The organism is Acuticoccus yangtzensis, assembly GCF_001927245.1.
GTDB classification, from domain to species: domain Bacteria; phylum Pseudomonadota; class Alphaproteobacteria; order Rhizobiales; family Amorphaceae; genus Acuticoccus; species Acuticoccus yangtzensis.
On the sequence record NZ_MJUX01000004.1, the window covers coordinates 281,015 to 303,693 of the forward strand.

The 22,679-nt window shown below is 69.7% G+C and carries 18 protein-coding genes and 1 tRNA gene; 14 read left to right on the forward strand and 5 right to left on the reverse strand.

Translation table 11 applies throughout. The annotated features are described in order from the left end of the window. Positions 1-44: 44 nt before the first annotated feature. From BIX52_RS12635 to BIX52_RS12665, 6 genes are all read left to right on the forward strand, one after another. Positions 45-121 (forward strand) — tRNA-Arg (locus BIX52_RS12635). An 852-nt stretch (positions 122-973) separates the two neighbouring features. Continuing rightward, positions 974-2,008: a TRAP transporter substrate-binding protein gene (locus BIX52_RS12645; protein WP_075221427.1), complete on the forward strand. Its 1,035-nt coding sequence runs from the start codon at positions 974-976 to the stop codon at positions 2,006-2,008. A gap of 58 nt (positions 2,009-2,066) precedes the next feature. Next, the gene (locus BIX52_RS12650) at positions 2,067-2,621 is read left to right on the forward strand and encodes a TRAP transporter small permease subunit (protein ID WP_075221428.1); all 555 of its coding nucleotides are present in this window, start codon (positions 2,067-2,069) and stop codon (positions 2,619-2,621) included. A gap of 46 nt (positions 2,622-2,667) precedes the next feature. Next, positions 2,668-3,975, forward strand: a complete 1,308-nt coding sequence (locus BIX52_RS12655; protein WP_075221429.1) for a TRAP transporter large permease — start codon at positions 2,668-2,670, stop codon at positions 3,973-3,975. A gap of 9 nt (positions 3,976-3,984) precedes the next feature. Further along, a complete protein-coding gene (locus BIX52_RS12660) occupies positions 3,985-5,415 on the forward strand; it encodes an amidase (RefSeq protein WP_075221430.1) in 1,431 nt (476 codons plus the stop codon). Positions 5,416-5,423: 8 nt separating this feature from the next. Then, entirely contained in the window at positions 5,424-6,191 is a 768-nt protein-coding gene (locus BIX52_RS12665; protein WP_075221431.1) for a maleate cis-trans isomerase family protein, read from the forward strand. 6 nt (positions 6,192-6,197) lie between these two features. Here BIX52_RS12665 and BIX52_RS12670 read toward each other — a convergent pair whose 3' ends face one another. Then, a complete protein-coding gene (locus BIX52_RS12670; protein WP_075221591.1) occupies positions 6,198-7,463 on the reverse strand; it encodes an ArgE/DapE family deacylase in 1,266 nt (421 codons plus the stop codon). A gap of 71 nt (positions 7,464-7,534) precedes the next feature. Then, positions 7,535-8,452 (reverse strand): LysR family transcriptional regulator, encoded by a 918-nt coding sequence (locus tag BIX52_RS12675; RefSeq protein WP_075221432.1) that lies wholly within the window; start codon positions 8,450-8,452, stop codon positions 7,535-7,537. Positions 8,453-8,558: 106 nt separating this feature from the next. On the opposite strand from BIX52_RS12675, the gene BIX52_RS12680 reads away from it, so the two are divergent. Continuing rightward, positions 8,559-9,107 (forward strand): carboxymuconolactone decarboxylase family protein, encoded by a 549-nt coding sequence (locus tag BIX52_RS12680; protein ID WP_075221433.1) that lies wholly within the window; start codon positions 8,559-8,561, stop codon positions 9,105-9,107. 154 nt (positions 9,108-9,261) lie between these two features. Continuing rightward, positions 9,262-9,726 (forward strand): nuclear transport factor 2 family protein, encoded by a 465-nt coding sequence (locus tag BIX52_RS12685; protein ID WP_075221434.1) that lies wholly within the window; start codon positions 9,262-9,264, stop codon positions 9,724-9,726. Positions 9,727-9,797: 71 nt separating this feature from the next. Here BIX52_RS12685 and BIX52_RS12690 read toward each other — a convergent pair whose 3' ends face one another. The 3 genes from BIX52_RS12690 to BIX52_RS22470 all read right to left on the reverse strand — a co-directional run bounded on the left by BIX52_RS12690 (position 9,798) and on the right by BIX52_RS22470 (position 15,159). Continuing rightward, positions 9,798-11,294 (reverse strand): amidohydrolase family protein, encoded by a 1,497-nt coding sequence (locus tag BIX52_RS12690; RefSeq protein ID WP_075221435.1) that lies wholly within the window; start codon positions 11,292-11,294, stop codon positions 9,798-9,800. A 132-nt stretch (positions 11,295-11,426) separates the two neighbouring features. Further along, positions 11,427-13,070, reverse strand: coding sequence for a hydantoinase B/oxoprolinase family protein (locus BIX52_RS22465; RefSeq protein ID WP_083660214.1), 1,644 nt, complete (start codon positions 13,068-13,070; stop codon positions 11,427-11,429). A gap of 10 nt (positions 13,071-13,080) precedes the next feature. Next, entirely contained in the window at positions 13,081-15,159 is a 2,079-nt protein-coding gene (locus BIX52_RS22470) for a hydantoinase/oxoprolinase family protein (protein WP_108676561.1), read from the reverse strand. Positions 15,160-15,601: 442 nt separating this feature from the next. Here BIX52_RS22470 and BIX52_RS12700 point away from each other — a divergent pair, with 442 nt between their 5' ends. From BIX52_RS12700 to BIX52_RS12725, 6 genes are all read left to right on the forward strand, one after another. Next, positions 15,602-16,942, forward strand: coding sequence for an NAD(P)/FAD-dependent oxidoreductase (locus BIX52_RS12700; protein ID WP_075221436.1), 1,341 nt, complete (start codon positions 15,602-15,604; stop codon positions 16,940-16,942). Next, on the forward strand, positions 16,939-18,099 hold the full coding sequence (locus BIX52_RS12705) for an NAD(P)/FAD-dependent oxidoreductase (RefSeq protein WP_075221437.1): 1,161 nt from the start codon (positions 16,939-16,941) through the stop codon (positions 18,097-18,099). The genes BIX52_RS12700 and BIX52_RS12705 overlap by 4 nt, the downstream gene beginning before the upstream one ends. Positions 18,100-18,248: 149 nt before the next feature. Then, positions 18,249-18,962, forward strand: coding sequence for an SDR family NAD(P)-dependent oxidoreductase (locus BIX52_RS12710; protein ID WP_075221438.1), 714 nt, complete (start codon positions 18,249-18,251; stop codon positions 18,960-18,962). Positions 18,963-19,018: 56 nt separating this feature from the next. Continuing rightward, positions 19,019-20,575 (forward strand): ABC transporter substrate-binding protein, encoded by a 1,557-nt coding sequence (locus tag BIX52_RS12715; protein WP_245803190.1) that lies wholly within the window; start codon positions 19,019-19,021, stop codon positions 20,573-20,575. A 244-nt stretch (positions 20,576-20,819) separates the two neighbouring features. Beyond that, positions 20,820-21,761, forward strand: coding sequence for an ABC transporter permease (locus BIX52_RS12720; RefSeq protein WP_075221439.1), 942 nt, complete (start codon positions 20,820-20,822; stop codon positions 21,759-21,761). Then, on the forward strand, positions 21,758-22,672 hold the full coding sequence (locus BIX52_RS12725; RefSeq protein ID WP_083660215.1) for an ABC transporter permease: 915 nt from the start codon (positions 21,758-21,760) through the stop codon (positions 22,670-22,672). Before BIX52_RS12720 ends, BIX52_RS12725 begins: the two co-directional genes overlap by 4 nt. The last annotated feature ends 7 nt before the right edge of the window (positions 22,673-22,679 follow it).

Here is a 22,679-nt window from a genome sequence, read left to right on the forward strand (position 1 = left end):
CGCCCACCGACGCACTTCGGCCCCGCCCGAAGCTGCTGAGGCCCGCGCCGGTAGCTCAGCTGGATAGAGCACCAGACTACGAATCTGGGGGTCGGGGGTTCGAATCCTCCCCGGCGCGCCATTGGTCACAATGGCTTAGCGCACACCGCACACTCCACCTACCACACCGCTTACGACCGGCACCGGCTGACCATCCGCTCGGACCGCAGCGCTCGTTCGCGACGGGACGTCCCTCCGCGTCGCGGCCGCTTTCGCGTCCGTCCCGCGTATTCGCTCGTCACCAACAGGCGCTGCGCGAGCGCCCAGTCAAGCCGCCCGTGACAGCGTCAGGCCGTCACCGCGCACCGCGGGCGCCGCCACCGCGCCTCCTTGCGCCGCCGCGACAGCCCGCCTCGTGCCTCTTCCAGCAGAGCGCGGCTGTTACCGGAGCGCTCAAGCGCCTTCGCGCCCCCGCGAGGAAATACCGCTTACGCGGGAGCGTGGATCGAAACTGGTCCCCAGCGCCTTCGCGCGCCCGCGAGGAGCCACGGCATCCTCGCGGCCTGCGGCCCCCGCGGCGTGGGGAACCTTCACTGCATGCGCCACCCCCGCCCGCTGCGGCACCCCCGCGGCATGTGGCCCACGCGCGGTACGAGGTGCACGCGCGGCATGAGGCCCACACGCGGCATGCGGCCCACACGCGGCATGAGGCGCGACGCACCGCTCAGCACCCACGGCCGGCGCCACTGCCACGCGGCGTGGCGGCCGCCACCCGCCACCACGGTCGCCGGCTGCCGGCCACCCCCCGTCCCCCGCCGAACCACGATCAACCGGCCCGCCCCCTCCCCGCGCACCATCTAAACTGAACATCTGCTTTGCAGCGCGTAGCCACAGGCTCTGCGGCCTCTCTGCGGCCTCCTGGCACAGGGTGTGCATTTTGGAATGCCATCCAAAACCGGGCGCCCACCACGGCGCCGCACCAAGGAGCCCCTTCATGGACCTTCGACTTCCTGCCATCGCCATGGCGGTCGCCTTGACCGCCGGCGCGGCACACGCCCAGGTCAACCTCAAAGTCATGGGGCAACCCGGTTCCACCGGCCTCATCATGAAGAACTTCGAGCAGCCCTTCTTCGAGAACTTTGCCGAAAAAACAGGCGTCGATGCGAACGTCACCTACACCCCGGTCGACGTCACCGGCGTGAAGGAGCCCGAACAGCTTCGCCTCCTGAAGTCCGGCCTGTTCGACATCATCGGCCTGCGCCTCGGCCAGGTCAGCCGTGACGAGCCGACCATCCTCGGCCTCGACCTCGTCGGCCAGAACCCCGACTACGAGACCGCGAAGAAGACGATCACCGCCTTCATGCCGGTCGTCGACAAGCAGCTTCAGGCCAAATTCAATACCAAGCTGCTCGGCGTGTGGCCGTTCGGGCCGCAGGTGCTCTTCTGCGAGCCGGAAATCGCCCAGCTTGCCGATCTGTCCGGCAAGAAGGTGCGGGTCTACGACCAGTCGCTCGCCAACTTCATCTCCTCCGTCGGCGGCACGCCGGTGCCGATCGGCTTCTCCGAAGTGCACCAGTCGCTGGCCCGCGGCGTGATCGACTGCGCCGTGACCGGCCCGTCCTCGGCCAACACCGCCGGCTGGCCGGAAGAGACCAGCTACATGCTGCCGATCGCCTTCCAGGTCGCGGTGCAGGGCTACGGCATCAACCTCAACGTCTGGAACAAGTTTTCCGCCGAAGAGCAGGAGAAGATCCAGGCCGCGTTCGACGAGCTGACCGGCGAGATCTGGGCCTACTCGGAAGAGATCTTCAACGACGCGGTGCGCTGCAACGTCGGCGAAGAGCCCTGCGAGACGGTGAAGCTCTACGACCTCACCCGCGTGCCGATCTCGGACGCGGACAAGGAGATCATCCAGGGCGCCCTCACCAACATCTCCTTCCCGGCGTGGAAAGAGATCTGCGATGCCGTCAACCCGACCTGCTCGGCCGATTGGATGGCGACGGTCGGCGCCGCGCTCGGCCTCGAATAAGACAACGGCGGCCCGGCGGCTCAGGCGGCCGGGCCTTCTCTCCTCACCGGAAGGCGCCATGAAGCATTTTTCCCGCGCGGCAAGCTGGCTGTTCGGCCTCGCCCTCGTCGCCCTGTCCCTGTTCGTGGCCGCCGAAACGGTCAGCCGCAAGCTCTTCAACGTCTCCTTCGAGGGCGCGGACGAGCTGGGCGGCTACGTTCTGGCCATCGGCGCGGCGCTGTCCTTCACCGTGGCGCTGGTGGAGCGCGCCCACGTGCGCATCGACGTGCTGCACGGCAAATTCCCCGCCCCCGTGCGCGCCATTCTCGACTGGCTGTCGGCCGTCTCGCTCGCCGCGCTGGGCATCTTCCTCGTCTATATCGGCACCTCGGTCATCCGCGACACGATCGCCTACGGATCGACCGCGCAGAGCCCCTGGGCCACCCCGCTCATCTATCCGCAAAGCGGCTGGTTCGCCGGCTATGTGCTGTTCGCCACCGCCTCCTGCGGCCTCGCCATCTACGCCACGGCGCTTCTGGTGACCGGGCGCCTCTCCAAGATCAGCGAGAGCTTCGACCCCAAGGGCGCCGCCGACGAGGTGCGCGAAGAACTGGAAAACGTGCAGTCCCGATGACCCGACTCCTCCTCGACCCCGGCCACCGTCCCGCGGCGGTCACCTCATGAGCGCATCCGCCGTCCTCATCGGCTTCGCGGCGATGATCGCGATGCTGCTCCTCTCCTTCCCGGTCGCCGTCATCATGGTGGTGACGGGGGTTATCGGCGGGGTGCTGATCTTCGGCTGGCCGCTGGTGATGTCCATGGGGCCGGTCTCCTGGGGCGTCCTCAACGAGAACATCCTCACCGCCGTGCCGCTCTTCATCCTGCTCGGCGAATTGCTGCTGCGCTCGGGCCTCGCGGACAAGATGTACACCGCCCTCGCGGTCTGGTTCGTGCGCCTCCCGGGCGGGCTTCTCCACACCAACATCGGCGCATCGGCCATGTTCGCGGCCACCTCCGGCTCGTCGGTCGCAACGGCGGCCACCATCGGCACCGTGTCCCTCCCCAACCTCACCAAGCGCGGCTACAGCCCCAGCCGCTCGCTGGGGTCGCTGGCGGCGGGCGGCACGCTCGGCATCCTCATCCCGCCGTCGGTCAACCTCCTCATCTACGGGTCGATGGCGGAGGTCTCCATCGGCCAGCTCTTCATCGCCGGCATCGTTCCGGGCGTGCTCCTCACGCTGTGCTTCATGGCCTACATCGCCATTCACAGCATCATCAGCCCGGACCCGGCCGAGCGGGACGCGCGCGAGACGCTGCTGCCGATCAAGGAGCGGCTGAAGCTCGCCGTCCACCTCATCCCGCCGATGATGATCTTCCTCGTCGTCATGGGGTCGATCTATCTCGGCATCGCCACGCCCACCGAGTCGGCGGCGCTGGCGGTGGTGGCGGCGCTGATCTTCATCGCCTTCTCCGGCCGGCTGACCTTCGCACTGCTCGACGTCTCGTTCCGCCAGTCGGCCAAGACGACGGGGATGATCCTCCTCATCGTCGTCGCCGCCTTCATGCTGAACGTCACCCTGGCGCTCGGCGGCGCGGCGCAGGCGATGACCACGTGGGTCGCCTCCTTCGGCTTGTCGGCCACGTCGCTCCTCCTGGTGCTGATCGTCTTCTACCTGGTGCTCGGCATGTTCATGGACGTTCTGTCCATGCAGGTGCTGACGATCCCGATCGCGCTGCCGGTGATCACCGCGGCCGGCATCGACCCTGTGTGGTTCGGCATCTTCGTGGTCTTGATGTGCGAGCTTGGGATGATCACGCCGCCGGTCGGCATGAACCTCTACGTCGTTCAGGGCGTCAGAACGGACCGCGGCCCGTTCGGCGACGTGGTGAAGGGCGCGATCCCTTATGCGGTGATCATGATCCTCTTCACCATCTTCCTCATCATGGTGCCCGAGGTGGTGCTGTGGCTTCCGGCGGAGGTGCGCTAGAGACGCGCCATGACCATCGCTCATGACGAAGTGTGGCGCCTCGGCGCCACCGAACTCCTCGCCGCCTACGCCGCGCGCACCCTGTCCCCGGTGGACGTGATCGAGGCGACATTTGCGCGCATCGCCGCGCTGGACGGGGCGTTGAACGCCTTCGTGGCGCTGTCCTCCACCGCGCGGGAGGAGGCCGCGGCCTCGGCCCTTCGCTGGACGGCGGGCACCCCCATCGGCCCGCTCGATGGTGTGCCGGTGGCGGTGAAGGACAACATCGCCGTGGCGGGCATGCCGGCGACCTTCGGCAGCGCGCTCTATGCGGGCCACCCGTGCGCGGCGGACGAACTCCCTGTGGCGCGGCTGCGGGCGGCCGGGGCGATCATCGTCGGCAAGACCAACACGCCCGAATTCGCGTGTGAGGGCTACACCGGCAACGCCCTCTTCGGCGACACCAAGAACCCGTTCGACCTCGACCTGACGCCGGGCGGCTCGTCCGGCGGCTCGGTGGCGGCGGTGGCGGCGGGGCTCGTCCCTCTGGCGCTGGGAACGGACGGCGGCGGCTCCACCCGGCGCCCGGCCGCCTACACCAGCCTCGTGGGGCTGAAACCCGGCATCGGCACCATCGCCCGCGCCGGCGGCCTGCCGCAGATCCTCATGGACTTCGAGGTGATCGGCACCTTCGCCCGGAGCGCCGCCGACAACCGCTTGCTGTTCGAGGCGCTCGCGGGGCCGGACCGCACCGACCCCGCCTCGCGCCCGCGCGTCGCGCCGCATCCGGGCACCGGGTTCGGCGCTGGGGACCGCCCCCTCACCGTGCGCCTGGTCGAGCGGCTGGACGATGCGCCGTGCGATCCGGCGATCCTCGCCGCCGTTCGCCGTGCGGGCGATGTCCTTTCCGGCATGGGGCACCGGGTCGTCCCCGGCGACCTTCCCGTCGACACCGCCCACCTCGCCACCCATTGGAGCGCGATCGCCGAAATCGGCCTGGCGCGGCTGATGGAGACCGAGCCCGATTTCCGTGCCAAGGCGATGCCGAAATATATCGGGATGGCCGAACGCGGCGCCGGCCGCAGCGCCGCCGATCTCCTCGCCATCATCGAGGCCGTGGCGCTGGTGAAGCGGCAGACCTCGGCCGTCTTCGCGGACTGCGACCTCGTCCTGATGCCCGCCTGCGCGGCGATGCCGTGGCCCTTCGCCGAGGTGTTTCCGCCTGAGATCGACGGCACCGCGGTCGGCCCGCGCGGCCACGCGGTCTATACCGGGTGGGTGAACGCAGCAGGTCACCCCGCCATGTCGCTGCCCTGCCCGCTAGACGAGGGATTGCCGATCGGCGCCCAGTTCATCGCCGACCTCGGCGGCGAGAGCCTGCTTCTCGACCTCGCCAACGCCTACGCCGCCGAGGTCAACCTGTTCCCGCGCTGGCCGGCGATGGCGAGCGCTCTCTCATGACGGACCCGATGACCCCCACCGACCCTTCGTTGCGGCGCGACTACCCGCGCAGCACGTGGACGCGCCTCGGCATGATCGTGCCGTCGTCCAACACGGTGCTGGAGCCCTATACGGCGGCGATGCTGCGGCCGCTGGGCGACAGCGTGACGGCCCACTTCGCGCGGCTGAAGGTCACCGAGATTTCGCTGTCCGGCGCCTCCAAGGACCAGTTCGGCGACGCCGCCCAGCTCGCCGCAGCCGCCCAGCTCGCCGAGGCCTTTTGCGACGTGATCGCCTGGAACGGCACGTCCGGCAGTTGGCTGGGCCTTGCCGGCGAGGAGGCGATGGTCGCCCGCATGGAGGCGGCGACCGGCGCGCGCGCCACCACCACATCGCTCGCCTTCCGCGAGGCGTACGGCGTGTTCGGCGCCAAGCGCATCGGCCTCGTCACGCCTTATCTTGCCGAGGTGCAGGAGAAGATCACCGCCAACTATGCGGCCTCCGGGCTGACGGTGGTGTCCGAAGAGCACCTGGAGGATCCCGGCAACTTCACCTTCGCCGAATATTCGGACGCTCTGGTGGCCGACCTCGTGCGCCGCGCCGCCGAGGCGAAGCCCGACGCCATCGCCATCGTCTGCACCAACTTCCGCGGCACCCGTCACGTCGCGGCGCTGGAGGCCGAACTCGGCATCCCGGTGCTGGATTCCATCGCGGTGACTTTGTGGCAGTGCCTGCGTCTCGCCGGGATCGACACCGCCCCCCTCGGCGCCGAGGGGCGGCTCTTTGAGGCGGGGTGACGGGGCCTAGATCCGCTCCAGCCCGCACCATTCGGCGATGAAGAGGGCGATGGCCCCGGTGATCCTTTCGGTCGACGACAGGCTGACCCTCTCGTCGAACCCGTGGATCGCCTCCGACACCGGCCCGTAGACCAGGCACGGCATGTCCGCGTAGATCACGAACACGCGCCCGTCGAGATAGCCGGGGGTGACGAAGCTTTCCAGCGGCGCATCGAAGGTCGCCAGGTGGCAGCGCGCCAGCAGCCCCTCCGCCTCGCTGCCCGGCTCCAGCACATAGCCCCGCGCGAAGAAGCCGTTGAACTCCACCTGCGGCGGCGAGTTGGCGAGGAAGGCGATCCCCGCCGCAGCATCGCGCACCGCGCTTTCGATCTCGCGCGCAGCCTCGTGCGGGTCTTGACCCGGATAGATGGCGATGCGGCAATCGAGCGAGCACCAGGCGGGAACGGTGGACGCCCAGTCGCCGCCCTCGATCTTGCCGACGTTGAAGTTGATCGGGTGGTCCACGTCCTCGAAGAAGCGGTGTTCGCCCTTCATGGCGTTCCATCGCTCCTCGAGCGCGCGCAGCCCGGCGATGATCGTGTAGGCCGCGCCGATGGCGTCGCCCCCGGTGCCCGCCTCGCGTACATGGACCGGTGCGCCGCGCACGTGGACGCGGAACCAGATGACGCCCACATTGGCCCGCACCAGGCGGTTGTCCTCCGGCTCAGGGATGATCGCCGCATCGGCGGTGTAGCCGCGCAGGAGGGCAGCCAGCGCGCCGTTGCCGGTGCACTCCTCCTCCACCACCGACTGCTGGTAGAGCGTGGCCGCCGGCCGGTAGCCGAGCCGCGCCAGGGCGTCGACGGCGAAGATGTTGGCCGCCAGCCCGGCCTTCATGTCGCCCGCCCCGCGGCCATAGAGCCAATCACCCTCGACGCGCGGTTCGAAGGGCGGGGCCGACCACATGTCCGCCGGTCCGGTCGGCACCACGTCGATGTGTCCGTTGAGGATGAGGCTGCGGCCCGTCTCCTCACGCGGCCGCATCGCGCCGACGACGTTGTAGGCGTTGGAATAATCCACGGCGACGGGGGAGAAGCCGGGATGGTGGCGGATCTCTTCGGGGTCGATGCGCCAGCGGTCGACGCCGTAGCCGCGCTTGGCGAGCTCGCGCGCGATGAAGTCCTGCGCCGTGTGCTCCTGCCCGCGCAGGGACGGGAAGCGCACGAGGTCCTCGGTGAAGCGGACCTGATCGGCGAACCCCTTGCGCACCTCGGCGAGGATGGCGCGGCTCATGTCGGCGGACAGCGTGGTGTTCACATCGCGCTCCTGTGCGGTGCTGATTAGGGCGGTGAATGGGTCGGTGGTCATCGGGAAGCGGCCCCCGCCAGGCTCGCCTCGATGCGCGGGGCGGCGAAGTCGATGAAGGCGCGGACCTTCTGCGGCACCATCCCGGCGGGGTAGACGAGGTGGACCGGCCATTCCTCCGGCTCATGCTCGGCGAGCACCACCCGAAGCGCACCGGACGCCACCGCGTCGGCCGCCTGATAGGAGAGGACGCGGGTGAGGCCGAGACCGTCCACCGCGGCCGCGATCGCCGCCTCCGCGGTGTTGGTCATCAGGCGCGAGTGGATGCGCACCGTCTCGTCGGCCCGGCCGGGCGCCCACGAGGGGCCGAAACGCCAGCGGTCGGCGGGCATCAGGCTGGCGAAGGTCACGCAGTCGTGCTCCGCGAGGTCGGCGGGGCGGTCCGGCCGCCCGCGCGCCGCGAGGTAGGCGGGCGCGGCGCACACCACCCAGCGCACCGCCCCGACGCGGCGCGCCCTCAGCCCGCTGTCCGGCAGCGCGCCGATGCGGATCGCCGCATCCACCCGCTCCTCCACAAGGCTGACGACGCGGTCCGTCTGCTCCAGCCGCACCGCCACTTCGGCGTAGGTCTTGAGGAAGGCGGCCACCGCGGGAAGAACGTGAAGCCGGCCGAAGACGATGGGCGCGGTCACCGTCAAAAGCCCGCGCGGGGCGCTGAACTCGCCCGAGGCCACACGCTCGGCCTCGGCCACATCCTCCAGAATGCGGCGGCAGGCGGCGAGATAGTCGGCCCCCGGATCGGTCAAGGACAGGCCGCGCGATGAGCGGTTGAGGAGCTGCGCCCCCAGCGCGGCCTCGAGGTCCGCCACGCGGCGGCTGACGGTGGCGAGCGGCAGACCGGCCACCCGCGCGGCGCCGGACAGGCTCCCTGCATCGACGGCGGCAACGAGCAGGCGCATGGCGTCGAGCCGGTCCATGACCCTTCCAATTTGCGGGAGGAGTGTTCCCGAAAGCGCAGTCTACTTGGCGGGGGCGAGAGGGTCTAGCTGAGGTTCACCAACCGAAGCCCGAAAGGAACACGTCATGTCCCGCATCGCTTATCCCGCCACCGTCGACGCCGCGCCCGAAGCCTCCCGCCCGCTCTTGGAGGGTGTCGGCAAGCAGCTCGGCAGCGTGCCGAACCTCTTCCGTCTCGCCTCCGTCAGCCCGGCGGCGCTGGAGGGTTTCCTCGGCCTGTTCGGCGCGCTCGGCAAGGGCCGGCTGCCGGCCGCCACGCGCGAGCGGATCGCCCTCGCCGTCGCCGCCTACAACGGCTGCACCTACTGCCTGGCGGCGCACACCTATCTCGGCACCCACCTCGCCAAGCTGCCCGCCGAGGAGATCGCCGCCAACCGCAACGGCCGCTCCACCGACCCGAAGGCGGATGCGGCCGTGCGCTTCGCCGTCGCCGTCGCCAAGAACCGCGGCCACATCGACGTGGACGATCTCGGCGCGCTGAAGGACGCCGGTTATGACGATGCCGCGGCGGTGGAGATCGTCGCCCACGTCGCGCTGAACGTTCTGACCAACTACCTGAACGAAGTCGCGAACACCGAGGTCGACTTCCCGGCCGTCGATACGGTCGCCGCCTGACCGCTCCGACGCCACGTGCAGCGCGGCGCCGGTGGCTTGCTCCGCCGGTGCCGCACGCTGCCCCCCGTTGATCACGGCCGCCATTTCAGCGCTGCCATGTCGGCAGCCGTCGGCCTCCCGGACCCGCACGCCCTCCCGCATTTTGGAGATGCCCATGAGCCGCCCGCCCATGCCCCCGTTCACCGCCACGACCGCCGCCGCCAAGGCGCGCATGGCCGAGGATGCCTGGAACACGCGCGACCCGGAGCGCGTGGCCGCCGCCTATACGCCGGATTCGGTCTGGCGCAACCGCGACACGTTCATCACAGGGCGCGAGGCGATCACCCGCTTCCTCGCCGCCAAGTGGGCGCGCGAGCAGGACTACCGGCTGATCAAGGAGGTGTGGGCGCACGCGGGCGAGCGGATCGCCGTGCGCTTCGCCTACGAGTGGCGCGACGCATCCGGCGCCTGGTTCCGCTCCTACGGCAACGAGAACTGGGAGTTCGACGCGGGCGGGCTGATGCGCCGCCGCCACGCCTCGATCAACGATCTCGCCATCGCCGAGGCGGACCGCCTGTTCCACTGGCCGCTCGGCCGCCGCCCGGACGATCATCCCGGCCTCAGCGCGCTCGGCCTCTGACCCTACCGGCCTCCACGGCCCCCGACATTGGTACCGGCGCGCCCGTCCGCCGGAACCGTCACCGCGCGGGGTCAGTGGATATGCAGGTGCCGCTCGTTCGCCAGAGGCTGGCGACCGAGACCGGGGCAGTAGGACCCCACCACGGGCAGCAGCTTCTCGAACAGGGCGCGCTTGTCGTGGGTGGCGGCCTCCAGACGCTCGCGGGCGCGCTCGGCGGATGCGGCGAGGCCCGCCATGTCGGCGCCGACGAGCTTGCCGTTCGCCACCACCACGCGCCCGTCCACCATGACGGAGTGGACCGAACGCCCGTCCTCCGACTGCACGATCTGATTCACCGGATCGTTCAGCGGGATGAGGTTGATGGACGACAGGTCCAGGAACACGATGTCGGCCTTGTACCCCGGCGCGATGCGGCCGACGTCGCTCAGCCCCAGCGCCCGCGCGCTGCCGGCGGTGGCGGCGGTCAGGACCTCGGAGGTGGACAGCCACTCCGCATAAGCGTCAGGCCCGCGCGCGTGGCTCATGTAGACCGCGGTGCGCATCGCCTCGTACATGTTCTGATTGTCCGAACAGCTCGACCCGTCGGTGCCGATGGCGAGGTTCACGCCGCGGTCCAGCATCTTGCGCGCATGGGCGACACCGTTGCCCAGAAGCGCGTTGCTGCCCGGATTGTGCGACACGGACCCGCCGTGGCCACCCAGAAGCGCCATGTCCTCATCACTCAGCCACACGCCGTGGGCGACGACGAAATCGGGGCCGACGAGGCCGAGCCGGTCCATGTGCGCAAGCTGCGTCATGCCGTAGAGCGTACGCCCGGCGACCACCTGCATGCGCGATTCGGCGACGTGGCTGTGAAGGCCGAGCCCATGCTCGCGGGCGATGTCGCGGCAGCCGGTGAGGAAAGCGTCGGTGCAGTGGTGCGGGATGGTGGGCGCCACGGCCGGGCGGATGGTGGACGGCCCTGCCCACGCCTTCAGCCCGGCGCGGATGGCGGCCAGCGTCGTGTCGCCCGGCGCCATGCGCATCGCCTCCACGTCCTTCTGCAGCGCCTTGGGGAGTGCATCCAGAAGGCCGGGAATGGCGTCGAAGAAGGAGATATCCGCCACCATCGGCGCGACGACCGCGCGCATGCCGACATCGGCATAGGCTTTGACGCAGGCGGCGAGACCGTCGGTGGTGGGGACCGGGAACTCGTAGGTGAGATCGTAGCAGGCGGTGCAGCCCTTCAGCAGCATCTCCGCCGCGCCCAGATAGGTGGAGAGATATTTGTCCTCCACCTGGCGCGGGCCAGACATCCACGGCCCCGCCGTCAGCAGGATCTCCAGCGTGAACCGGTCGGCCATGCCTTTGGAGAGGCCGCCGTGGCCGTGGGTGTGGCCGTTGATGAGGCCGGGATGCATCAGCATGCCGGACGCGTCGAACACCTCGGCGTCGTCCGGCGCGGCGAGGCCGGGGGCGCCCATCTCGGCGATCGTTCCGTCCAGCACCAGAATGTCGGCGAGGGGCGCGGTGTGGGCGGCGATGTCGACCAGGCGGCCACCGCGGATGACGACTGGGCGGGCGCTCACAGGGTCACCACGCAGCGCGGCGCAGGGCATGTGGCGAGGATGGCAAGCAAGGCGGCCCCCTTCTGGGACATGGACGTGGCAGGATGACGTGTCGCCGAGGCTTTAGCGAGGGTCCGGCGGCGGCGCGGCAGCTCAGCCGAGCCCGCGGGCACGCTCGCCATAAGCCGCAACGGCGCCCTCCGGGGTGAGGAAGCCGTCTTCGATGTCCTGGGCGATGGCGGGGAGCGGGCGCGCATCCGGCGGGCCGTAGCCGCCGCCGCCCGCCTGGCGAAGCTCCGCCCGGCCGCCGGGGGCGATCACGTGACGCCCCTGCCCCACCACAGGCTCGCCGTCGACGAGGTGGACGCGCTTGGTCCCCGCCGCGCCGCCGAACATGCCGTTCGCGGCGAACATCGTCCGGTTGGCCATGGAGAAGAGGACGAGATCATGCCCCGTATCGTTGCGGATGACGACGCGCTGGCCCGCACCTCCGCGCCACTCGCCCGCCCCGCCGGAGTCCGCCAAAAGCGCCTTCTCCTCCACCACCAGGCCGGACAAAGGCTCGAACACCTCGATCGGCGTCGTCCCCATGTTGGACGATCCCGGCGTGGTCTGGCGCCCGTCCATGTCCTTCAGCCCGCCGAAACCGCCGCACACGAAGTAGTTGGCGGACATCTGGCGCCCGTCCGGATGGCGGCCCTGGAAGGTCATGATGTCGATGAGGCCGCTCGCCGCCGTCACCCGGTCCGGCACGATGCGCGCCATCGCGTCGAAGATCAGCGGCACGACGAAATGGCCGATGGTGTGGCGCCCGGCGGAGGGCGACGGCGGCACCGCGGCGAGGATCGACCCCACCGGCGCCACCACGTCGATCAGCGCCGTCGCCCCGTCATTGTTCGGGATCGCCGGGGTGGTGATGCACTTCAGCGCATAAAGCGCCATCGCCCGCGTGTAGGGGAACGGCACGTTGATCCCGGCGCCGACGCAAGGGCCGGTGCCGTCGAAGTCCACCGTCAGCCGGTCGCCGCGCTTGGTGACGCGGCATTTCAGCGTGCGCACCTCGTCATAGGCCTCCACCTCGGCCTCGCTGACATATTCCGCGTCCGGCATCGCGAGCAGCGCCTGGCGCACGGCGTTCTCGGACTGGGCCAGGATCTCGTCCGCCAGCGGGGTGAGGCTGGCGAGGCCGTATTCGTCCATGAAGTCCAGCACCTGGCGCACGACGACCGAGGTGCAGGAGAGGTTGGCGTGGATGTCGCCCGCCACCTGGTCGGCCACCCGCACGTTGAGCTTGATCAGCTCCATCAGGTCATCGTCGAGCCGCCCGGCCTTCACCAGCTTAGTAATCGGCAGGCGCAGCCCCTCATGATAGATCTCGGTGGCGGAGACGGAGAAGCCCATGCCGCCGATGTCTGGCAGATGGGTGATCGACATCGCGTATCCGGCCAGCGCCCCGTCGCGGTAGATGGGGCGCATCACGGCAAGATCGTACATGTGGCCGGTGCCGATGGTGGGGTCGTTCGACACCACCACGTCCCCGGGGTCCAGCGTCTCGCCCGGAAACTTCGCCAGCATGTGTTTCAGGGTGATCGGCGCGGTGCCGATGAACACCGGGATGCACTTGGTGGACTGGGCGATCATCCGCGCGTCACGGTCGAAGATCAGCACCGAGAGGTCGAAGCCCTCGCGCACCAACGTGGAGAACGAGGTGCGGATGAGCGCGGTGGCGCCCTCGTCGGTGATCGAGACGAGGCGTTCCCAGAGGATCGAGAGGTCGACGGCGTTGAAAGCTGGCATCGGTCTCTCCTCAGGCGGCGATCGCGGCGACGACGGCGCCGCTCGGCTGAACGGTCGCGGTGTCGCCGGCGTCGATCAGGATGGTGGATTCGCGCTCCTCGATCAGCGCCGGGCCGGCGATCGTCTCGCCCGCCGCGATCAGGTAGCGGTCGTAGACGGGGCAGTCGACCATGCCTCCCGCCGCGGGGAAGAAGGCGCGGCGCCTCCCCTTCAGCGCAGCGGTGGCGGCGCCCGCCTCGTCGCCCCCCGCAAGGCCCGCCGGCATGCCTGGGCGCGGCCCCACCGCCTCCACCTTCAGAGCGACGATGGCGAGCGGCTGGTCCAGCAGCGTATCGAATGTGGCGCGGTAGGCGGCCGCGAACACGTCCGGCAGGCGGCCGGGCATCTCGTCCGGGGTGACGTCCGCGGGCAGCGTCACCTCGATGTCGTAGCCTTGGCCGGCGTAGCGCATGTCCAGCCGCCGCTCGATGGTGATGTCGGCGGGGGAGAGCCCGGCCTTCAAGAGATACTCCGTCGCCTCGGCCTCCATCTCGGCCAGCGTGGCGGCGAAGGCGGGCGCGTCGAACGCGGCGAGGCTGGCGCGGAAGGAGCGGACGATCTCGAACGACGTGGCACCGACCAGCATGCCGAACGCCGACATGACGCCCGCCCCGGCCGGGTAGATCACCCGCGGCACCTTCAGCTTGCGGGCGATGCGGGCGGCATGGATCGGCCCGCCGCCGCCGGACGCCACCATGGCCGAGCGGCGATAGTCGAACCCGCGTTCGGTGGCGTGCATGCGGAAGGCGCGGCAGATGTCCTCGTTGGCGATGTCGTGGATGCCCCATGCGGCGCGCACGGTGTCGAGCTTCAAGGGCGCGGTGCGCGCGGCGATGGCGGCGGCGGCGGCCGGAGCGTCCAGCGCCATCTTGCCGCCGAGGAAGAAGCCGGGGTCGAGATAGCCGAGCGTCAGGTTGGCGTCTGTGAGGGTCGGCTCCGTGCCGCCGCGCCCGTAGCAGACGGGGCCCGGAACCGCGGAGGCGGAACGCGGCCCGACGCGCAAGAGGCCGAGCTCGTCGACGGTGACGATGCTGCCGCCGCCGGAGCCGATCTCGGCCATGTCGATGACCGGGATCTGCAGCTTCAGCCCGCTGCCGGTCTTGTGCTTGTAGGAATGGGCGGCCTCGAAGGCGTAGGTCTTGAACGGCCGCCCGCCGCGCACGAGGGCACCCTTGGCGGTGGTGCCGCCGAGGTCGAAGCCGATGAGGTCCGGCGTTCCCTCCACCTCGCCCACGCGCGCGGCCATCAGCACGCCCGCCGCAGGGCCGGACTCCAGAAGCCGCACCGGGAACTGGCGCGCGGTGGCGAGCGTCATCAGCCCGCCGCCTGACGCGATGATGGCGAGCCGCCCGGCAAAGCCCAGCCCCTGAAGCCCCGCCTCGAGCTGCGCCAGATAGGCGTCCACCATCGGCTGGGCGTAGGCGTTGGCGGTGGTGGTGGTCCACCTCTCGAACTCGCGCGCGAAGGGAAAGACGCCGGACGAGGTGGAGATATAGAGCTGCGGCGCCACCTCGCGGGCGATCTCGGCCGAACGCGCCTCGTGGGCAGGGTCGGCATAGGCGTGGAGGTAGCAGATGGCGAGCGCCTCGATGCCGTCCGCCACGAGGCCGGTGACGGCGCGCGCCACCTCGTCCTCGTCGAGCGGGCGGATGACGCTACCGTCGTGGCGCAGGCGCTCGGCGATCTCCACCCGGCGGCGGCGCGGCACAAGCGGGTCGGCGAACTTCAGGCGCAGGTCGTAGAGGTCGTAACGCTGCTCCTGGCCGATGTCGAAGGTGTCGCGAAAGCCCGCGGTGACCAGCATGCCGACCGTCGCGCCTCGCCGCTCGATCAACGCGTTGGTGACGAGCGTGGTGCCGTGGACGATCTCGCCGATATCGGCCGGGCTGATGCCCTCCTGCGCGGCGATGGCGGCGACACCCTCGATCACGGCGCGGGCCGGCTCCCCCGGTGTCGTCAGCCGCTTGTGGATCGCCGAGCGCCCGGCGGCACCGTCCACCAGCGCGAAGTCGGTAAATGTTCCGCCGATATCGACGCCGAGCCGCAGCATATTTCACCATCGCAAACCAAGCCGCGAGGGTAGGTTTGGCGCGGCGAAACGGTCAACGCGTGCCAATTTCTATAAGCATGAAATAAAGGGCAGCGGCGGATGATTTTGGTGACAAACGGCGCAATGGTTGCGCAAATGGAATGCCAAAGCCCGGGTGACGGCCGACCCGTACGCTCCTCGGACGACACGAAACCCGAAGCATTTCGGTGACTTGACGGCCCCGCCGCCGCGCAGCCGCAAGCATGGTTGACAAAATGCGTGTGAAACATCGTCATGTATGCGTCATGCATTGCCCACCCTTGCATGCACCCCGGAACGGCGGATGCGACAAGTGTTCGCCGCTCGCTCCGGGCTCTCACCCTTTCGCGTCCGGGCGGTCCAACTGGCCGGGCTCTTGCACCAAGGCGCTGACCTAAAAGCGCAAAGCCCGTGATGCCCGACCGTGACAGAGCCTGAACGCCCCGCCTCGCACGACACCGCCCTTCCCCGCGCCGCCGACGTGGTCGTCATCGGCGGCGGCATCGTCGGCGTCACCACGGCGTGGTTCCTGGCGCGCGACGGGCACAGCGTGGTGCTGCTGGAGAAGGGGCGCATCGCCGGCGAGCAATCGTCCCGCAACTGGGGCTGGATCCGCAAGCAGGGGCGTGACGCGCGCGAGCTCGGCCTGATGATCGAGAGTGCGCGGCTGTGGGAAGAACTCGCCGCCGAGACGGGCGAGGACATCGGCTTCGGGCGCCACTCCACCACCTACCTGGCGCAGAACGAAGCCGAGCTTGCCGACCGGTCCGCATGGCTGGACTCCGTGCGCGATTTCCAGCTCGACACGAAATTGCTGTCCCCCGCCGAGACGGACGCGCTGCTTGGGCGGGACGACCGCGCCTTCGCCGGCGCCCTCCACACCCCGTCCGACATGACCGCCGAGCCGACGCTCGCCGTCCCCGCCTTCGCGCGGGCCGCGGCGCGGGCGGGCGTGACGGTGGTGGAAGGCTGCGCCGCGCGCGGGTTCGACAAGGCGGGCGGCCGGCTGTCCGGCGTCGTCACCGAGCGCGGGACGATCGCCTGTTCACAGGCCGTCATCGCCGGGGGCGCATGGTCGCGCACACTGCTGGAGAACATGGGCGTCTTCATCCCGCAGCTCGCCGTGCGTTCGCAGGCGTGCAGGACCACGGCGGCGCCCGAAATCCACCCCGGCGGGCTCGGCGCGACGGGGGCCTCGCTGCGCCGCCGGCCCGATGGCGGCTACACCGTGGGCCGCACCAACGCGTCCACCTTCCAGATCATCCCCGCCGCCTTCCGTCACCTCTTCACCTTCCTGCCGATCCTGACCCACCGCTGGGGGATGACGAAGGTGCGGTTGGGGACGGAGTTCTTCGGCCCGCTCGGACACCGCGCCTGGGACCTCGACCGGGAAAGCCCCATGGAGCGGGTGCGCGTCTTGGATCCTGCGCCGGACATGGCGCTTCTGGGCGACATCCTCGCCACCGCCAAGCGCCTGCACCCGGCGCTGAAGGATGTCGAGATCGCCGGCGCCTGGGGCGGCATGATCGACGTGACGCCGGACGAGGTGCCGATCATCGACGAGACGCCGGGAACGCCGGGGCTGTGGATCGCGACCGGCCTCTCGGGCCACGGGTTCGGCATCGGCCCCGGCGTCGGGCGGATGGCGACGCAGTTGATGACCGGCCGCACGCCGCTCGCCGATCCCGCCCCGTTCGCCCTCGCCCGCTTCAAGGCCTTCCGCTCCGCCGCCGCCAAACCCGCCGCCACGCAGGCCGCCGCATGAGCGTCGACGTTCTCGTCATCGGCGCCGGAATCACCGGGGCGAGCGCGGCGCTGGAGCTGGCCGAGGCGGGCCTCACGGTCGAGGTGGTGGACACATACGGGCCCGCGGCGATGGCCTCGGGGTGGACGCTCGCCGGGGTGCGCCAATCCGGCCGGCACGCGGCGGAGCTGCCGCTCGCCAAGGCCGCCGTCGCGCTCTGGCCTGACCTTGCCGAGCGGCTCGGCGCGCCGACCCACTACCGCCAGATGGGCAACCTGCGCCTGGCCCGCACGGCGGACGAGGTGGAGGTGATCAAGCGCCTCGTCGCGGACCAGACGGCGGCCGGACTGGACCTCGCCTTCCTTCCCACCCTCAGCGATGTGCGCGCCGTCGCCCCCGCGCTGTCGGACAGGGTGATCGCCGCTTCCTTCTGCGCCACAGACGGCCACGCCGACCCGGTCGCCACCGTCACCGCCACCCTCGCCGCCGCCGAGCGCGCGGGGGCGACCCTCTCCTTCGGCGAGCCGGTCCTGTCCCTCCACGCGGAGGGCGGGCGCTTTACCCACGCGGTGACGCCGACGCGGCGCATCGCGGCCGGCGCGGTCGTCATCGCGGGCGGCATCCACGTCAACGACCTCCTCGCCCCGCTGGGCGCTGCGATCCCGATGATCGTGCCCATCGTCACCGTGGTGCAGACCGTTCCCGTTGCGCCGACGCTCGGCCCCGTTCTGGGCGTCGCCAACGCGGACCTCGCGGTGCGCCAGGAGGCGAACGGCTCCTTCCGCCTCACCAGCGGGCGCGAGCCGTTCGACGGACCGCTGATCACGCAGGAGGGCCGCCCGCTCGCCCGGCCGCGCACGGTGCAGGTGATGAACACCATCGCCAAGGTGGCCAACGTTCTGCCCGCCGTGGGCGAAGCGCCTTTTCAAGCGGTGTGGGGCGGTCTTCTAGACGTGACGCCGGATTCGCTCCCCGTCATCGACCGCGTGCCGGGACTTGCCAACGCCGCCGTGGCGGCGGGCTTCTCCGGCCACGGCTTCGCCATCGGCCCGGTGACGGGCGCGCTCGCCGCCGACATCGCCCGCGGTCACCCGCCCCGCCTCGACATCGACGCCTTCCGCTTCGACCGGCTGTCCGGGCAGGACCCCGCCGCCGCCCAACTGACGCTCCACGGATGAGGTTTTCCGGATGACGCAAACGCCCTCGCCCTCTCGTCATCCGGCCACGCCGCCCGCTCGGCCGTTCATCCCGCCGCCGCTGACGATCCCGCATCTGCCGCGCCGTCCGCGTCCGCCCGCCGGCCGCACCATCGCGGCGGACGGTTTCCATGCTTGATCCGGCCGGCCGCGTCGTCATGATCTCGGGCGCGAGCCGGGGCATCGGCCTCGCCCTCGCCCGAACGCTGCTCGCAAAGGGTTACGCGGTCTCCGCCGCCGCCCGCGATGCCGCCAAGGTCGCCGCCGCGCTGCCGGACGCGGCGCCGGACCGCCTCCTCGCCGCCCGGTTCGACGCCGAGGACCGCGCCACCTACCAGCCCTGGGTCGACGCCACATTGGCGAAGTTCGGCCGGATCGACGCGCTGGTGAACAACGCCGGCACCTCCAACCGCTTCAGCATCGAAGAGGGCGAGGACGCCGACCTCGACCAGCTCTTGACCATCAACATCAAGGGGCCGCTCTACATGACGCGGCTCGTCCTGCCGCATCTGCGCAAGACCGGCGCGGGGCGGATCCTCAACGTCGCCTCTCTGTCGGGCAAGCGGGTGAAGAACGACAACATCGCCTACGCGATGACCAAACACGCCCTCATCGCCCTCACCCACGGCACACGGCGCATCGGCTGGGAGGACGGCGTGCGCGCCACCTCCATCTGCCCCAGCTTCGTCGCCACCGACCTCACCGCCGGCGTCACCAAGGTGGCGCGCGAGGAGATGATCCAACCCGACGACCTTGCCGAGCTGATGGCCACCGCGATCGCCCTGCCGAACACCGCGGTGATGGCCGAAATGCTCGTCAACTGCCGCCTGGAAGACCTGTTTTGAGTTCATCCGCACCGGGCCACCACCACGACCCGAACAGTTTTGAAGGAGGAGTAAGCGTGACAACAAAAGCCATTCTCGCAGGCCTGACGGGCCTTCTCGTCGCCACCAGTCTGAGCACCGGCGCTGAGGCCGCGGGCGACACCCTGAACATCGGCATGGGCACCGCCGATGCCGGAACGCTGGACCCGCACGTCGCCACCACCACGCCGGACAAGGGCCTGCTCTACTGGATGATGAGCGGCCTCGTGCGCATCGAACCCGGCAAGGCGAGCCCGGAGTTCATCGAGCCCGACATCGCCGAGAGCTGGGAGACGTCCGAGGACGGCCTCACCTGGGTCTTCAAGATGCGCGAGGACGTGGAGTGCCACGGCGACTACGGCAACCTCGACGCCGAAGACGTGGTCTACTCGCTGAAGCGGGCCGCGAACCCGGACACGTCGTCCTTCGCCAAGGACTACACGCCGCTCACCTCCATCGAGGCGACGGGGCCTTATGAGGTGACGATCACGCTGGCGCACGCGATCCCCTCGCTGCTGGGCCTGCTCGTGCCCTATCATGGCGGCAACATCGTCTGCCAGGACGCGGTCGAGGCGCTGGGCGACGACTTCAAGACCAACCCGATCGGCACCGGCCCGTTCATGTTCGCCGAGTATCAGCCGCAGCAGTTCGTGCGCCTTGTCGCGAACCCGGAATATTTCCGCGGCGAACCGGCGATCAAAGAGATCAACTACCGCTACATCCCGTCGGACGCTGCGCGCGACCTCGCCTTCCAGGCGGGCGAGATCGACATGATCTACGGCCGCCAGGACCAGACGTGGGTGGAGCGCATCAGCCAGGTGCCGGGGACCAAGGTCGCCGTGATGGTGCCGGGCGAAATGTCGGTCATCCACCTCAACATGACGATGCCGCCGCTGGACGACATCCGCGTGCGCCGCGCGATCGCCCACGCCATCGACCGCGACACCATGGTGGCCTTCAAGGGCGCGGACGTGACGCTGCCGTCCGTGTCCGTCGTGCCGGAGGGTTATCTCGGCTACACGGACGACGTGCCGCTTTACGAATTCTCGGTGGAGAAGGCGAAGGAGCTTCTGGCCGAGGCCGGGCATCCGGACGGGATCACCATCAACGCGATCCACACCACGCTGCCGGGCATGCTGACCACGATGGAGGCCATTCAGGCGCTGCTGCGCGAGGCCGACATCAACATGGAGATCCAGACGGTCGAGCACGCGACCTTCCACAGCCAGATCCGCGAGGACGCCAGCCAGGTGGTCCACTACTCGGCCGCCCGCTTCCCCGTGGCGGACGTGTACCTGACGCAGTTCTTCCACTCCGACTCCATCGTCGGCACCCCCACCGCCGTTACGAACTTCTCCCACTGCGCGGTGGCCGACGAGGAGATCGAGGCGGCCCGGACCGAGACTGATCCCGAAGCGCAGGCGGCGCTCTGGGCGACGGCACAGCAGAAGATCGCCGAGGAGGTGTGCGCGGTGCCGATCTACCAGAACCTGCAGCTCTGGGCGTGGAAGGACACGCTGGACCTCGGCTACGAGATGACCGGCTCGCTCAACCTGTCGCCTGCGGTGACGGAGAAGGCGCACTTCACCGAGTAGTCGTCCCGGCCTCGCGCGGACGGGGGACGGTGAGCGCCGTCTCCCATTCGCGCGGGGTCCTTGGCGGTGGTTCCCGCCGCCTTCCCCCGCCTGACCGTTCCGCCGCGGCGCGCCCGCGGCTGCGCCCGACGGCCCGCGATGGAGACCGCCTCATGACGCCCACGGCCCGCGCCATCTGCCGCACCGCCGTCACGCCGCCGCGCCGCTCTGCGCAGCGCCGCACGACGAGCGGACACCGCGCCTCATGACGGCGTTCATCCTCAAGCGGCTCGGCTTCGCCTGTGTGACGCTGTTCGGCGTCCTGACGGTGGTCTTCTTCATCGTGCGGGTGCTGCCCGGCGACCCGGCGCTGATCATCCTGGGTGACCAGGCGAGCCAGGCCTCCATCGAGAGCCTGCGCGCCCGGCTCGGCCTCGACCAGCCGATGATCGTGCAATATTTCGAGTTCCTCGGCGGCGTCATCGTCGGCGACTGGGGCAACTCGCTGGTGTCCGGCCGCCCGGTGATCGACGAGGTGCTGAACGTCCTCCCCGCCACCATCGAGCTGACCCTCGTTTCGCTGGTCATCGGCACCGTTCTCGGCATCCCGCTCGGCATCTGGTCGGCGCTGCGCCGCAACAAGTTCACCGACTACGTGATCCGCATCACGTCGCTCCTGGGGCTGTCGCTGCCGGCCTTCGTGTCCGGCATCCTCCTCCTCATCGCCTTCGCCATTCAGCTGAGGTGGTTCCCGGTCATCTCGTCCGGCCGGGGGACGACCTTCGCGGACCGCGCGTCGGACCTCGCCCTTCCGGCGATCAATCTCGGCCTCATCATGGCCGCCTACATCACCCGCGTCGCCCGCTCGGCCATGCTGGAGGTGCTGAACCAGGACTATGTGCGCACCGCCGAAGCCAAGGGCCTCGCCTTCGCGGTCATCGTCTGGCGCCACTGTCTCAGAAATGCGCTGATCCCGGTGGTGACGGTCGTGGGGCTCTACCTCGGCTACCTCATCGGCAACTCGGTGCTGACGGAGATCGTCTTCAACCGGCCGGGGCTCGGCAAGCTCATCGTCGGCGCGCTGAACCAGCGGGACTATACGATGCTGCAGGGGATGATGGTCATCTACACGCTGATCGTCGTCCTCGTGAACCTCGTGACCGACCTCGTCTATGGGCTGATCGACCCGAGGATCAAATATCAATGAGCGCGCCTCACCTCGGCCCCGCCGCCCGCCCCGCCTCGCGCTTGGCCTATGCGCGGCGCACCCTGTCGGCGTTCGGCACCGGCCTCTTCAAGGCGTTCAACGCCAACAAGACGTCCTGGGTGGGCCTCGGCATCTTCCTGACCGTGTGCCTCCTCGCCATCCTGGCCCCGTGGATCGCGCCTTATGACCCGATCGACCAGTCCATCCTGTTCCGGCTGAAGCCGCCGTCCGAGGCGCACTGGTTCGGCACGGACTATTATGGCCGCGATACGCTGTCGCGCATCCTCTACGGGGCGCAGATCTCGCTCACCATCGGGCTTCTGGCGATCGGCCTGGCGCTGGTGGTCGGCACCACGATCGGCATGATCGCCGGCTATTATGGCGGCGCGCTCGACGTCATCCTCATGCAGATCATGGACGTCCTGCTCGCCTTCCCGTCGCTGATCCTGGGCCTCTTCATCGTCGCCATGCTGGGGCCGTCGATCGAGAATCTCATCGTCGCCATCTCGGTGACGGCGATCCCGCAATTCGCCCGGATCGCCCGCGCGCCGACGATCGCGGTGAAGGAACGCGAGTTCGTGGAGGCGGGGCGCGCGCTCGGCTTCTCGAACCGGCGGCTGCTCGCGGGGCACATCCTGCCGAACATCCTGCCGGAAGTGATGGTGATGGGCTCGCTCTACCTCGCCACGGCGATTCGCGTGGAGGCCTCACTCGCCTTCATCGGCCTCGGCGTGTCGCCGCCGACGCCGACCTGGGGCGGGATGATCCGCGAAGGCTTCGAGAACATCCTGGATTCGTTCTGGTTGGCGGTCTTCCCTTCGATCGCGATCCTCATCGTGGTCTTCTCGCTCAACCTCCTCGGCGACGGTCTGCGCGACGCCATCGACCCGCGCCTGAAGGGCGAAGAATGACGGAGGG